Origin of the sequence: Acinetobacter bouvetii DSM 14964 = CIP 107468, from assembly GCF_000368865.1 — a bacterium.
Taxonomy (GTDB): Bacteria; Pseudomonadota; Gammaproteobacteria; order Pseudomonadales; family Moraxellaceae; genus Acinetobacter; species Acinetobacter bouvetii.
The window spans coordinates 289,387-303,756 of sequence record NZ_KB849725.1; the positions used below are offsets into that span (position 1 = coordinate 289,387).

Here is a 14,370-nt window from a genome sequence, read left to right on the forward strand (position 1 = left end):
TTCCAGAAATTCAGTAAAAACAATATTTGTGACCCAGTTGTGAAGTGAAAATCTCCACAACACACGGAGAAAAAAATTGAAAGACTTGCTCGATATCATGCGCAAAAAGACGGATTCAGACGGCCACGCTCCAGTAGAGTTTGACCGCATCCGTATTGGTCTTGCGTCACCAGAAATGATTAAGTCATGGTCTCACGGTGAAGTTAAAAAGCCTGAGACAATCAACTACCGTACGTTCAAGCCAGAGCGTGACGGTTTGTTCTGTGCCAAAATCTTTGGTCCAGTAAAAGATTACGAATGCTTGTGCGGTAAATACAAGCGTATGAAATACAAAGGCGTCATTTGTGAAAAATGTGGCGTTGAAGTAACAACAGCGAAAGTTCGCCGTGAACGTATGGGTCACATTGAGCTTGCTTCTCCAGTTGCACACATCTGGTTCTTAAAATCACTTCCGAGCCGTATCGGTCTTCTTTTAGACATGACACTGCGTGATATCGAACGTGTATTGTATTTCGAATCTTATGTTGTAACTGACCCTGGTATGACTCCATTTGAGAAATACCAGCTTCTTAACGATGAAGAATACTTCAATGCGTTAGAAGAGCACGGTGATGAATTCACAGCGAAAATGGGTGCGGAAGCTGTTCAGGACTTGTTGAAAGACATCGATCTTGAAGCTGAAATTTCTCGCCTGCGCGAAGAAATTCCGAACACAACTTCAGAAACGAAGCTTAAAAAAGCGTCTAAACGTCTGAAATTGATGGAAGCATTCAAAGAGTCAAACAACAAGCCAGAATGGATGGTGATGAACGTACTTCCAGTACTTCCACCAGATCTTCGTCCGCTTGTACCGCTTGAAGGCGGTCGTTTCGCGACTTCTGATTTGAACGACCTTTACCGCCGTGTGATTAACCGTAACAACCGTTTGAAGCGTCTTCTTGACCTTGCAGCGCCAGATATCATCGTACGTAATGAAAAACGTATGCTTCAAGAGTCTGTAGATGCATTGCTGGATAACGGCCGTCGCGGTCGTGCAATTACGGGCTCGAATAAACGTCCGCTTAAATCTTTGGCAGACATGATCAAAGGTAAGCAAGGCCGTTTCCGTCAAAACTTACTTGGTAAGCGTGTTGACTATTCTGGCCGTTCGGTAATTACTGTAGGTCCATCACTGCGTTTGCACCAATGCGGTCTTCCGAAAAAAATGGCGCTTGAATTATTCAAGCCATTCATTTTTGCTAAATTGCAGGCATCTGGCCAAGCGACAACCATTAAAGCTGCGAAGAAAATGGTTGAACGCGAAACTCCAGAAGTTTGGGACGTTCTTGCTCACGTAATCCGTCAGCACCCAATCATGCTGAACCGTGCGCCGACACTTCACCGTTTGGGTCTTCAAGCATTTGAACCGACCCTGATTGAAGGTAAAGCGATCCGTCTTCACCCGTTAGTCTGTGCGGCATTTAACGCCGACTTTGACGGTGACCAAATGGCGGTGCACGTGCCATTAACGCTTGAAGCGCAGTTAGAAGCGCGTGCGTTGATGATGTCGACCAACAACATCTTGTCTCCAGCGAACGGTGAGCCAATCATCGTACCGTCACAGGACGTTGTCTTGGGCTTGTATTACATCACGCGTGATGCAATCAATGCCAAAGGTGAAGGCATGGTGTTTGCGGATACTGACGAAGTAAACCGCGCGCTTGCAACAGGCCAAGTTGATTTGCACGCCCGCGTTAAAGCGCGTGTACATCAAACGGTGATTGATGAAAATGGTAACCGTGAGCATCAAACCATTGTTGTAGATACAACACCTGGCCGCTGCTTGCTTTGGGAAGTTGTGCCTGAAGGTATGGACTTCCAGCAAATTAATGTTGAGATGACGAAAAAGAACATCTCTAAAATCATTAACTCTTGCTACCGTAAACTGGGCTTGAAAGATACGGTTATCTTTGCTGACCAATTGATGTATTTGGGCTTCCGTCAAGCGACACGTTCAGGTGTGTCTGTCGGTATGGAAGACATGCTGATTCCACCGCAAAAACAAGCCATTATTGACAAAGCTGAAACTGAAGTTCGTGAAATTGAACAGCAGTTTGAACAAGGCTTCGTAACTGCGGGCGAACGTTACAACAAAGTGGTCGATATTTGGGCGCGTACCAACGACCAAGTTGCGAAAGCGATGATGGACAACTTGTCATTCACGACTGTTAAAAACAAGCAGGGTGAAGATGAGAAGCAAAAATCATTCAACTCAATCTATATGATGTCTGACTCGGGTGCCCGTGGTTCGGCAGCGCAGATTCGTCAGTTGGCGGGTATGCGTGGTTTGATGGCGAAACCGGATGGCTCGATCATTGAAACCCCAATTAAAGCCAACTTCCGTGAAGGTTTGACCGTACTTCAGTACTTCATTTCAACGCACGGTGCGCGTAAAGGTTTGGCCGATACAGCACTGAAAACAGCAAACTCGGGTTACTTAACGCGCCGTCTTGTCGACGTAGCGCAGGATTTGGTCATTACTGAGCCAGATTGCGGTACATTCGACGGCCTAGTGATGACGCCATTCATTCAAGGTGGCGATGTCATTGAGAACCTGGGTGCACGAGTTCTGGGCCGTGTTGTTGCTGAAGATGTGAAGAAAGTGGGTTCGGAAGAAGTTCTTCTTGCGCGCAATACTTTAATTGATGAAAAACTAGCCACATTTATTGAAAATGCTGGTATTGACGAAATTAAAGTGCGTTCAGTGGTTAACTGTGCATCAACATTCGGTGTTTGTGCGAAATGTTACGGCCGTGACTTGGCCCGCGGTCATCAGGTGAACCCTGGCGAATCTGTAGGTGTAATGGCTGCGCAGTCAATTGGTGAGCCGGGTACACAGTTAACCATGCGTACGTTCCACGTGGGCGGTGCTGCAAGCCGAACATCTGCTGCCAACAGTATTCAAGTGCGCAACAAAGGTACTGTACGTTTCCATAATGTGAAAACTGTACAGCACGCAAAAGGCCACTTGGTATCGACTTCTCGTTCAGGCGAGATCGGTATTGCAGATGACTTGGGCCGTGAACGCGAACGCTACAAAATTCCATACGGTGCTTCGATCATTCTGAAAGATGGCGAAGAAGTAGCTGCAGGCGGTATCGTGGCGACTTGGGATCCGCATACACATCCACTTGTTACAGAAGTTGCCGGTAAAGTGCGTTTCAGCCAAATTGCTGATGGCGTAACGGTAACCTCTAAAACTGATGATGCAACAGGTATGACCACGATCGAAATCTTGCCAGTGACTTCACGTCCTGCGTCAGGCAAAGATTTACGTCCTGCAGTTGTGTTAGACACAGTTGATGGCGGTGAACAGTTCTACTTCCTGCCGCAAAACACGATTCTTTCTGTCCGTAATGGCGAAACAATCGGTGTCGGTGATGTTATCGGCCGTGTACCGCAAGAAACTTCACGTACCCGTGACATTACCGGTGGTCTGCCGCGCGTAGCTGACTTGTTCGAAGCGCGTAAGCCGAAAGAGCATGCGATCCTTGCTGAAATTTCAGGTGTGGTCAGCTTCGGTAAAGAAACGAAAGGCAAAAACCGTTTAGTGATTACCCCGGATGACGGTTCTGAGATCTACGAAGAACTGATTCCGAAATGGCGTACCATTAACGTGTTCGAAGGCGAACATGTGAACCGCGGTGAAACGATTTCTGACGGTCCGCAAAACCCGCATGACATCTTGCGTCTGAAAGGTGAAGTGGCGTTGACTAACTACATCGTGAACGAAGTTCAAGACGTATACCGCCTGCAAGGTGTGAAAATCAACGATAAGCATATTGAAGTGATCGTGCGTCAAATGCTGCGTAAAGTTGACATCACGGATGGCGGCGATACAAGCTTCATTAAAGGCGAACAAGTGGATTACATCCGCGTTGTCGGTGAAAACCAGGCTGTATTGGCTCAGAACAAGTTCCCTGCGAAGTTTGAACGTCAGTTAATGGGTATCACCAAAGCATCGCTTTCTACTGATTCGTTCATCTCTGCTGCATCGTTCCAGGAAACAACTCGCGTGTTGACTGAAGCGGCTGTAACAGGCAAAGAAGATGACTTGCGCGGTCTGAAAGAAAATGTGGTTGTAGGCCGTCTGATTCCAGCAGGTACAGGTTTGGCTTACCACTTGGAACGCCGCCGTCAAGAAGCAGAAGCTGCTGAACAAGAGCTTCATAATGACTTCTCTGATGTTGATCAGGCGCTTAGCCAAGCATTTAGCCAAGAGTTCAACAACGGTCTTTAAGCCCTGAGTTGATGTGATATGAAAGGCGCCTTCGGGCGCCTTTTTTTATGCCGGCAATGTTCTAGATAAGTGAAAAATACCGCTTTATTATTATTCAAAATTTGCCTATATTGAAATGAGAACGAATTTATTTACTTTATTTTTTTAATAAAAGAATAGGAAAAATTTATGAAAGCAATTCAAAAAGTTTTAGCATTTACGGTTTTATCTATGTCTGCAAGTGTGTTTGCAGCACCGTTGCCAGCCAGTATTGTGGTGGAAGATAAGGCTGTTGTCCCTGTCTTGAAAACTGAAGTAATCCGTAAGGCCGCAGGGCAAGAACCTGTACGTGAGGTTCAAGCAACTGTTTTTGAAGTAACCAATAACGGCAAAGATATTGTGGCTAGAGAAATTCAGCTGCAAGATAATCAAGCTCAGTTTTCAGACAAAAAATTGTCCGCGCCTGTGATTAAAAAAGGCGGCGTGATTGTTCCAACCTCGAAAGTTGAAGTCAATAAAACGGTTAAGCAGGATGGCCAAGTTCTGCTTCAAACGAAAAGCATTGATGCGGAAGGCGTAGAATTTAAGAAGGGTCAGGAGCCAGTGAAGCGTACTTTACAAGTGGAGCAGGCCAAACTTCCAGAAAGTAAGGCGAAGGTTTCACATGCGGTCATCACTAACAATGGTGCGGTGACCAGAGACGTGACTGTACTCAGTGAAGATGAATAAGATCACTGTATTTTATGCAGTTTTGAGTCATGAATAGCGCTGATTTATTCAGAGCTATTTTACAAATTACTGCAAATTTTTTCTTAGAATTAACAATCATTCAGATTTAGTTCCATAATATGAAAATATAATGTAACTAAAGCAAAATGGGGAATGGTTATGAAAAAAGTATTAGGTGCAGTTGCAATAACTGCGATGTCTGCAATGCTGTTGGCTGGCTGTGAAAACATGTCCGCCAATGAACAGCGGATCGGCGCAGCGGCATTAGGCGGTGCAATCGGCGGCGGCGCAGGCAGCCATATTGGCGGTACAGCAGGCGCTGCAGTTGGCGGCGGCGCAGGCGCTGCAATCGGCAGCAAGACCCAAAATGGCTCTAACCGCAACGCGACATATAGCGGTGTGGGAGGCGCAATTGGTTCTGCAGTCGGCAAAAGTGTATTTGGCGGCAATGCAGGCGCAGCAATCGGCGGCGCAATCGGCGGCGGCGCAGGCGCTGCAATCGAGCAGAAACGCTAGGCTTGAATATTGAGAAAAGCGCTTGAATGATCAGGCGCTTTTTTATTTGCGGGCTTTAGACGATTTCCGCCGGATATACAGTGTTTTTTGAACTTCGGCAATGCGCAGGCCTGCCTCATCAAAAATATTTAAAGAATAGTTGCGGATCACAGGCGTGTAGTTTTCCGCTAAAACTTTGATATGTTCAATTTCCTGAAAGTCCAGACGGACGTCTGCATAGACGGTGCCGCGTCCAGGCGACAGAAATTGAATATTGGCGCCTTTATCCCAGACAATATATTTTGAGCCTAAGTGATGCATCAGAAGCAGCATATATAGAGGATCCACCATGGAATATAGGCTGCCGCCAAAATGCACGCCAATGATATTGCGGTTCTTATGCGTCAGCGGCATTTTTACTCGAATATGATAATTGGGCAGGTCTATCTTGGTAATTTCAATGCCGGCGCCTTTATACGGCGCGTAGTGGTTGAGTAAAAATTTTGAGACAATTGGAATTGTCATTATTTTTTGCTTTAAGCTCATATCGGTCAATTTCTTTTTATGATCAGACCACCATACTAGAACAGAATAAAAGCTCTGGCATTGATCGGACAGCCAGCGCATCAGCGCAAAACGCCAATAAAAGGACCGCGACATGGAAGCACGTACACAGTGGGTGAATACCTCGGATCAGCAGCGACTTTACGTGAAAGCCTGGGGCGATGAGCGCAGCCCGGCTTTGGTTTTGGTGCACGGCTATCCGGATAACCAAGAAGTTTGGGAGCCGGCGATTCAGCTGCTGATGAAAGATTTTTATATTGTGACCTATGATGTGCGCGGCGCTGGCCAGTCAACTATTCCCAAGCGCGTAAAGGATTTTCGGCTGGAACAGCTGTCGCAGGATTTAGACAGCGTCACGCAGGCTGTATTGGGCGGCCGGCCTTTTCACTTGGCTGCGCATGACTGGGGGTCTATTCAGTCGTGGGAGTCTGTGACTGAACCCAAGTTCCGCGGGCGGATTTTATCCTATACTACAATATCTGGACCTTGCCTGGATCATGCCGCCTATTGGATGCGTCAGCAATTTCAGCATGAAAAAACAAAATTTTTCAAACAGTTGAGCAAGTCTTGGTATATCGCGGCTTTTCAATTGCCATTTTTGGCGCCAGCGGCCTGGAACTTTTTCAGCCCCGAGCGCTGGAATGCTGTGGTGGCTAAGCTGGAAAGGCAGACGGGCCTGCCGCAGAATGCCAATATTGTGAAAGACGGAAAGTATGGCGTGGGGCTGTACCGCGCCAACTTTATACCGCGGTTGCTGAAACCGCGTGAGCGCTTTGCAGTTTGCCCAGTGCAGGCGGTGGTTCTGAAGTATGACAATTTTGTCAGTCCGGCCTTAATTGATGAAGTGCCGAAATGGGCAGAAGATTTTACCCGGGCCGAATTGGAGGCCAATCATTGGGCGGTGCTGAGCGCGCCTGAGAAAATAGCTGGCTGCATTGCTGAGTTTGCTCAGAAGCAGCCTAGCCTAGAAATTTAATCTGGGGCAGAAAACCGGCCCATCTGTAAAGTGAGGATGAATGCGGCTCAAATTGCAGTTTATGGTTTTTTAATCTGCTAAAATGGCGTTTTTTCATCTTCCCTTAATCTATTCATGAATGCCGTAGTAATCGCGATTGCGGTGATGTTTATACTCTCCATCGCACGAGTTTCTGTTGTCTTGACTTTGGTCATTTCAGCAATCATTGGCGGCCTGGTCGCTGGACTGAGCCTGTCAGATACCATCAATGCATTTAACTCTGGCTTAGGCGATGGCGCAGAAGTTGCGCTGGCTTATGCAGTGCTTGGCGCATTTGCGCTAGCGCTGTCAAAATCAGGGCTTCCTGATTTATTGGCGCATAAGCTGATTGGCCTGCTGGGTGCAGAAGTCAGCCATGTCCGGGCCAAAAGGGTGAAATATTTGCTGTTAAGTATTTTGCTGGTGGCTGCAATCTGCTCTCAGAACCTCATTCCTGTGCATATTGCCTTTATCCCTGTATTGGTTCCGCCTTTATTGAAGGTCATGAACCATTTGAATTTAGACCGCCGCGCCGCTGCCTGCGTTTTAACGCTGGGCTTGGTGGGGACGTATATTTTGCTGCCGGTCGGCTTTGGCGCTATTTTCCTGGAACAGATTTTGATGGGCAACATCAATAAAATTGGCGCAGCTTACGGTTTGCATGTAGAGCGCTGGATGATGCCTGCGGGAATGGCCATTCCTGTATTGGGCATGGCGCTTGGGACGCTTTTTGCAGTGTTTGTCAGTTACCGCAAGCCCCGCATATATGTGGACCGCGCTGTAGCCCGGGTCACTGCAATTGATTTAGATAAACCGATTCGCGCAGGCGAAGTGCAGCTGCTGGATGATGCAGAAGAATTAAAGCATGAAGCTGAAAAAGCGCCGGTGATCGCTAAAAAAACCATGCTGATGGCGTTCTTGGCCATTGTATTGACCTTGGCTGCTCAGCTGTATTCAGGCTCAATGATTTTAGGCGGTTTAGTCGGTTTTGCCGTATTGTCCGGCGCAGGCATTTTTAAATGGCAAGATGCAGATGATGTCTTTGTGCAAGGCATGCGCATGATGGCTTTAGTGGGCTTCATCATGATTTCCGCAGCAGGTTTTGCATCCGTGATGACACAGACCGGAGACATTAATCAGCTGGTTAATGGCGTGGTGCATATCATTGGTGATAACCATGCGCTTGCAGCCTTCCTCATGCTGTTTATTGGCTTGTTTGTCACCATTGGGATTGGCTCATCATTTTCCAGCGTGCCTGTACTGGCGGTGATTTATGTCCCGCTTTGCGTGCAATTCGGCTTCAGCCCGCTGGCGACGGTCGCGCTGATTGGCACAGCGGCTGCATTGGGCGATGCCGGTTCGCCTGCGTCAGATTCAACTTTGGGCCCAACCGCAGGCCTTGGGGTGGATGGCCAGCATGATCATATCTGGGATACGGTGATTCCTACATTCATCCATTTCAATATTCCATTGATGATCTTTGGCTGGATTGCGGCAATGGTGCTTTAATCCGTTAAATGAATAAAAAAGGCGATTTTAAAATCGCCTTTTTTTATGCCTAATTCTGATTAAAATAGTCTGTATAAAATAATATTTATCGTTTAATTCCGATGATTTTGGTTGGTATATAATGCAGTTGATATAATATTCTTATAAATTTATAAAACCCACCTGTAAGCTTGGTTTAAAATAAATAACTCAAATAAACAAATACTTATTAAATAATAATAATGAATATTAATTAATGCTATTGCATAATTTTTATAATAGCGGATATGATTAATTAATGTTTGAAATTAGATATTAATTTTCCCAGAGGTTGTTTGAATATGTTAAAGCAAGTTGCTCTTATTTCATTATTGGGTCTTTCTGCTTCTGCGATGGCAGGCCAATGGCAGGTGAAAGTTGGCGGTTCAGCAGTTGCTCCGACAAGTGATACTTCTGTCTCTGGCTTAGGTGTTGTGAAAGCGGATAGTGAATTAGCATTCACACCATCTGTAGAATATTTCTTTAATGATAATATTTCTGCAGAGCTGCTTTTAGCGGCGCCTATCAGCCATGATGTAACATTAAATGGTGTAGATGCCGTTAAGCTTAAGCACTTGCCGCCAACAATTACGGCAAAGTATCACTTTAAGAATGCAAGCCGTTTTACGCCTTATGTAGGTGTGGGCGCAACGGCATTTATTCCATGGGATGAAGAAACGCGCGGTTTAGGCGGCCTTGATGTTGATGTCAAAGAGGCTTACGGTGTTGCTGGCCAGATTGGTTTTAACTTCCAGCCTGCAGATGCGAAGAACTGGGGCGTTTTTGCAGATGTCCGTTATGCGCAGCTGAGCCCGGAAGTGAAAATTGAAACACTTCAATCTTTTGATCTAGATATTGATCCGCTTGTTTACACCATTGGCTACAGCTACAAATTCTAATAATAAAAAATAAAATCAGCGCTTGAACCCCGTCTATATGATGGGGTTTTTATTCATGCGCCGCACAAAATTATAACGATTATGGAAATCGGCTGTATTGCGGCTTAAGCTGATTCAACGTACAGTTTAATAACTGAAATTTATAAAAAAAAGCCCTAAAGGGAATTTTAATGAGAAGGGCAGCAGGCATGAAAATTCAGCAATATTTAGCTTTGGTTTTTTTCAGCGGCGCAAGTTATTTTACTTCTGCAGCCAGCTTTGACTGCAATCAGGCAAAAACCGTCACGGAACATACGGTCTGCAATCATCTCATTTTAAATGATGCAGATGTAAAAATGGCCACGACTTACAATATTCTTAAGCGTCTGGTGCCGATGGGCACGAGAGGGGCGATTCAGGATCAGCAGGTGAAATGGCTACAGATGCGCGACCAATGCCGTGACAATGTCAGCTGCCTGACGGAGGTCTATAAAATGCGTCAGCAAAAACTGGATCTGTATATGAACCGCATCTATCAGCAAGGGCCGTTTTAAGCCCTTTTTTCATGCTTGCAGGATTGAAAATTTCTGAAGTTGCTCCATTCATATAGCTGTATATAAAAAAACTGTTCATATTTGAGGATAAACTGATGAGCGAGCAAAACGTAAAAAAACACAGCTTTCAGGCAGAAGTTGCACAGCTGCTGCATTTAGTAACCCATTCGCTGTATTCCAATCCTGAAATTTTTCTGCGCGAACTGATTTCAAATGCGTCTGATGCCTGTGATAAATTGCGTTTTGAAGGCATCAATCATGCCGAATATTATGAAAATGATCCAAACCTGCATATCCGCGTCATTTTAGATCAAGACAATAAAACGCTGACGATTTCTGACAATGGCATCGGCTTGAGCCAGCAGGAAGCCATTGACAACTTAGGCACTATTGCAAAATCCGGCACCAAAGACTTTATGTCCAAACTGACAGGTGATCAAAAATCGGATGCACAGCTGATTGGCCAGTTTGGCGTCGGCTTTTATTCAGGCTTTATTGTTGCAGATAAAATTACTGTGGAATCGCGCCGCGCCGGCTTAGATGCCTCTGAAGGCGTGCGCTGGATCAGCGGCGGTACAGGCGAGTTTGAGGTGGAGCAAATCAGCAAGGCTTCACGTGGAACCGATATCATTCTGCATCTGCGTGACGATGCTTTGGATTATTTAGACGCGTATAAAGTCAAGCAGATTATCAATAAATACTCAGATCACATCAGCCTGCCGATTGAAATGCAGAAGGAAATCTGGCAGGAAGAAGACGCTGCAGAAGGTGAAGAGCCAAAAGCTGGCCAATACGTGAAAACGGATGAGTGGGAAGCCATTAATTCTGCCAGCGCCTTATGGACCCGCAGCAAAAGTGAAATTACCGATGAGCAGTACATCGAATTTTATAAGAATTTGACGCATGATTTTGATGCGCCTTTGGCTTGGGCGCATAACCGTGTCGAAGGCAGCACTGAATATACGCAGCTGCTGTACATTCCAAGCAAAGCGCCGGGCAATATTTTTACCCGTGAAGCCAAAGCGGGCATCAAGCTGTATGTAAAACGCGTGTTTATTATGGATGATGCCGACAGTCTGATTCCAAATTATCTGCGTTTTGTACAGGGTGTTGTAGACAGCGCTGATTTGCCGCTGAATGTCAGCCGTGAACTGCTGCAGGAAAGCCGTGATGTGAAAACCATTCGGGAAGGCAATGCGCGCCGTGTCCTGAACTTGCTGGATGGCTTGGCCAAGTCTGAAGCTGTGCAGGAACAGGATAAATACAAAGCCTTCTATGCTGAATTTGGCGCGGTATTAAAAGAAGGGCTGGGAGAAGACTTCGGCAACCGTGAACGCATTTTGAAATTATTGCGCTTTGCCAGCTCAGTGAATGATGATGTATCAACGTCTTTGGCAGATTACAAAGCCCGTATCAAAGAAGGCCAAAAGGCTATTTATTATGTGACGGCAGACAGTCTGAGCGCCGCCAAAAATTCGCCGCAGCTGGAACTGTTCAAGAAAAAGGGCATTGAAGTGCTGCTGATGTCTGAGCGTGTGGATGAATGGGCGATGGAATTCGTGACTGAATTTGATGGCTTGCCGATGCAGAACGTAGCGAAAGGCGCTGTAGATTTAGGTGATTTGCAGGATGCGGAAGAGAAGAAAGCCTTGGAAGCTGCCGCTGAACAATTTAAGCCCGTGGTGGACAAACTGGCAGATTCTTTAAAAGGCAAAACCAAAGAGGTGCGTGTCACAACGCGCTTAGTTGATTCGCCAGCCTGTTTGGTCACAGGGGATGGTGAACTTTCACCGCAATTGATCCGCATGCTGAAGCAGGCGGGCCAGCCAGTGCCGGAGAGCAAGCCAATTTTAGAAATTAATCCAGAGCATCCTTTGGTGAAAAAACTGGATGGCGCTGCGCATTTTGATGATTTGGCGAATGTGATTTTTGATCAGGCGCTGATTGCGGAAGGCGGTTTGCCTGAAGATCCGGCGTCGTATTTAAAACGCATTAACAGCCTGCTGTTAAAATCATAAACAGCATGCGCTAAAACAGCGTCAGAACAATACCAGTCAGTGCAAAAGCTGACTGGTATTTTTTTTGAATATGACGGCTGTATTGAAGCAGCCTGAATGTCATCCATGGCGCTCAGAAGCAAGCGCCGTATATGGCGCAGCACCGTTGCAAATGCACATCCCTGATTTGATTTGAGCTGCTGAGCCTGCATCGAGACCGGTAAAATTGCCGGCGGACATGTCTAAACGCTTTGACTGCAGCATGATTCCGTCAAGGGGCTTTTGCGCCCAGGCTGAATTCAGAATAAGGCTTCCATACGCACCAGCGCGCCAATAAAATGGCTGCGGTCATTGCGGTGATCATTCAGGTAATTTAAATCGCCCTGAATATAAAACCACTCTCTTAAAAATGGCTGACGCCATGATACATAAGGCCCCCAGCTGTTTAAGCGCAAATCTTTATTATTGAGGAAACCGCCTGTATATACGCCGTAGCTGAACGTATGCTCATGGAAAAACTTATGCTGGCGGAAGATGAAATTATCCCAAGTGAGATCATCTTCCTGCGTATCTGCATAGGTAAGGTTAAACTGGTCCGCCAATAGGGCTTTATTGGGGCTGTTTTGAACCAGCTCTAAATTGGTGCGCAAATAATTTTCACTGTCTACGCCGTAGCGGTAAATTTGTTCAGCATGGAATTTGAAATCATTTTCAAGTTCCCAGTCTTTTTTTGCTTTGACACGGATATAGATATCATCTCCAGAGCGGACACCGAGGTCAAAATCAGTTTCAAAAGGAAGGTGCTTAGAAAAATTTGACCAGCGCAGCGCCAGAGAGCTGTTGTCTTCACGTATGCGCTCTTTATCAAAATTTTTATCTGATGCGCTTGGGGTGTTCTCATTGGTAATGGCATTGTTATTGGCCAATTCATTGTCTAGAGAGTCATCACCAAACACCAGGCTGACTTTGCGTTCTAAGGTCGGCAGTTTGATCTTGCCTCGAATGCGGGGCTTGAATTCGTAGCCATCATGCTTATTCCAGCTGCTGTCTAACAGGACCCGCAGTGTTGCAGAAGCTGGATGGCGGGGATCTGGGTCTCCAAACCAATTGTCAATTTTATTGGCGGTTCGGTCTGCCCAGTTGCGGATGCTTTTCTGCTGGCGGTCGCTCCATGTGCTGTCTTCTGTTTCAGCTGTCGTGGGCACATAGCTGGAATCAGACTGTTCGGGTAGAAAGGTTGGCACCGCATCGATCATCCGGGGAATTAGATAGAGCAAGCCCTGTTCACTATTATTCACCGTATCTATATTTTCGGCATCAGCTGCTGGCGCTGCAGCTGGTGTTTCATTGGCCAAAACTGTACAGCATGTGATCCCTAGAGCCGCAGAAAGAAAAATTTTTTGTGCAAAGCAGATATTATTTTTGGGCATATTCTAAAGCTCTTATATATCTTTTACTTAACCGTAGTTTTGTTGGATATCCGATAGAAAAGCAAGAATAAGCTGCAATAATAATACCATTTAAAATCAGCTAGGCCGTCTCGCCTGGCAGATGCTGCTGAATGGCCTCATACAGTTCTGCAGCATGGATGGGCTGCGGCAGAGTTGAAATAATGGATTGGATCATCTGCCAATTTAGGCCATGCCTGCGGTGCAAAATTAAATAGGGATAGGCGGTTTCTGTTTTAGACAGCGCTAAGCGTTTTTCACCATGAATCACGCGGATTTTTTGCCGTTCTTCCAGCAGTAAAATAGGGGTGCTGAAATCTGCCTCTGGTTCCGAAAATTGAATGAACTTTTGTGTGTGAATGGCTTGAGACGGGATAAAAGGATGGCCATGGTCCATTTCCCAGACAGTTGCCTGTTCATAACAGCATTTAAACAGCGTGTCTGCACGCTGCAGTGAAGTTTCCAGCGCAATCAGGCTGATTTCGTGAGTGGAGGCCAGCCGATGGCCGGACTGTTTGGCGAAGAGCTGGCTGAGTTCTACCGCCTGCACTGGATTGCATGCGCCCAAAAGGATCAGATGCTTGATGAATTGCCCTTGCGCATTGATTTGCGCTGCAATATAGACTGGGCGGGTGTGCCATGTAGCAAATTCGGCGCCATACAGCGCAATGTCATACTGCTGTGCAATCTCAGGCGCATCAGGCAGCAGCACGGCATACAGCGGCGTCTTTTCAGCTGCAGGCAATACCAGCTGATGCAATTGGCCCTGCATTTTATTGAATAGAATGGATTCAGGAATCTGCCTTGACACGTCCATTATAGGCGTTGAATCTTCGGCTTCGGCTTCGGCTTCGGCTTCGGCTTCGGCTTCGGCTTCGGCTTCGGCTTCGGCTTCGGCTTCGGCTTCGGCTTCGGCTTCGGCTTCG

The 14,370-nt window shown here is 46.3% G+C and carries 11 protein-coding genes and 1 pseudogene; 8 read left to right on the top strand and 4 right to left on the bottom strand.

The features are described from left to right. Positions 1-76 precede the first annotated feature (76 nt). From rpoC to F941_RS01410, 3 genes are all read left to right on the top strand, one after another. Entirely contained in the window at positions 77-4,279 is a 4,203-nt protein-coding gene (gene rpoC, locus F941_RS01400) for a DNA-directed RNA polymerase subunit beta' (RefSeq protein WP_005006987.1), read from the top strand. 168 nt (positions 4,280-4,447) lie between these two features. Next, positions 4,448-4,987, top strand: a complete 540-nt coding sequence (locus F941_RS01405; protein WP_005006989.1) for a hypothetical protein — start codon at positions 4,448-4,450, stop codon at positions 4,985-4,987. Positions 4,988-5,146: 159 nt separating this feature from the next. Continuing rightward, the gene (locus tag F941_RS01410) at positions 5,147-5,503 is read left to right on the top strand and encodes a hypothetical protein (RefSeq protein WP_005006991.1); all 357 of its coding nucleotides are present in this window, start codon (positions 5,147-5,149) and stop codon (positions 5,501-5,503) included. Between the two features lie 42 nt (positions 5,504-5,545). On the opposite strand, the gene F941_RS01415 is transcribed toward F941_RS01410, so the two are convergent. Next, positions 5,546-6,007: a DUF4442 domain-containing protein gene (locus F941_RS01415; RefSeq protein ID WP_409360576.1), complete on the bottom strand. Its 462-nt coding sequence runs from the start codon at positions 6,005-6,007 to the stop codon at positions 5,546-5,548. A 133-nt stretch (positions 6,008-6,140) separates the two neighbouring features. On the opposite strand from F941_RS01415, the gene F941_RS01420 reads away from it, so the two are divergent. The 5 genes from F941_RS01420 to htpG all read left to right on the top strand — a co-directional run bounded on the left by F941_RS01420 (position 6,141) and on the right by htpG (position 12,017). Next, on the top strand, positions 6,141-7,022 hold the full coding sequence (locus F941_RS01420) for an alpha/beta fold hydrolase (protein WP_005006995.1): 882 nt from the start codon (positions 6,141-6,143) through the stop codon (positions 7,020-7,022). A 114-nt stretch (positions 7,023-7,136) separates the two neighbouring features. After that, on the top strand, positions 7,137-8,549 hold the full coding sequence (locus F941_RS01425; RefSeq protein WP_005006997.1) for a Na+/H+ antiporter family protein: 1,413 nt from the start codon (positions 7,137-7,139) through the stop codon (positions 8,547-8,549). Between the two features lie 320 nt (positions 8,550-8,869). Further along, entirely contained in the window at positions 8,870-9,466 is a 597-nt protein-coding gene (locus F941_RS01430) for an OmpW/AlkL family protein (protein WP_005006999.1), read from the top strand. 188 nt (positions 9,467-9,654) lie between these two features. Then, positions 9,655-9,999, top strand: a complete 345-nt coding sequence (locus tag F941_RS01435; RefSeq protein WP_018572705.1) for a lysozyme inhibitor LprI family protein — start codon at positions 9,655-9,657, stop codon at positions 9,997-9,999. Positions 10,000-10,094: 95 nt separating this feature from the next. Then, positions 10,095-12,017 carry a molecular chaperone HtpG gene (gene htpG, locus F941_RS01440; RefSeq protein ID WP_005007003.1) on the top strand — a complete coding sequence of 641 codons (1,923 nt, stop codon included), beginning with the start codon at positions 10,095-10,097 and terminating at the stop codon, positions 12,015-12,017. 99 nt (positions 12,018-12,116) lie between these two features. Here the strand turns inward: htpG and F941_RS16440 are convergent, their stop codons facing one another. From F941_RS16440 to F941_RS16345, 3 genes and pseudogenes are all read right to left on the bottom strand, one after another. Continuing rightward, complete coding sequence (locus F941_RS16440) at positions 12,117-12,260, bottom strand: hypothetical protein (RefSeq protein WP_018572703.1); 144 nt, start codon at positions 12,258-12,260, stop codon at positions 12,117-12,119. Positions 12,261-12,295: 35 nt separating this feature from the next. Further along, positions 12,296-13,426: a hypothetical protein gene (locus tag F941_RS01445; RefSeq protein ID WP_005007005.1), complete on the bottom strand. Its 1,131-nt coding sequence runs from the start codon at positions 13,424-13,426 to the stop codon at positions 12,296-12,298. A gap of 100 nt (positions 13,427-13,526) precedes the next feature. Then, positions 13,527-14,370 (bottom strand): annotated as a pseudogene (locus tag F941_RS16345) (hypothetical protein); the annotation flags it as partial.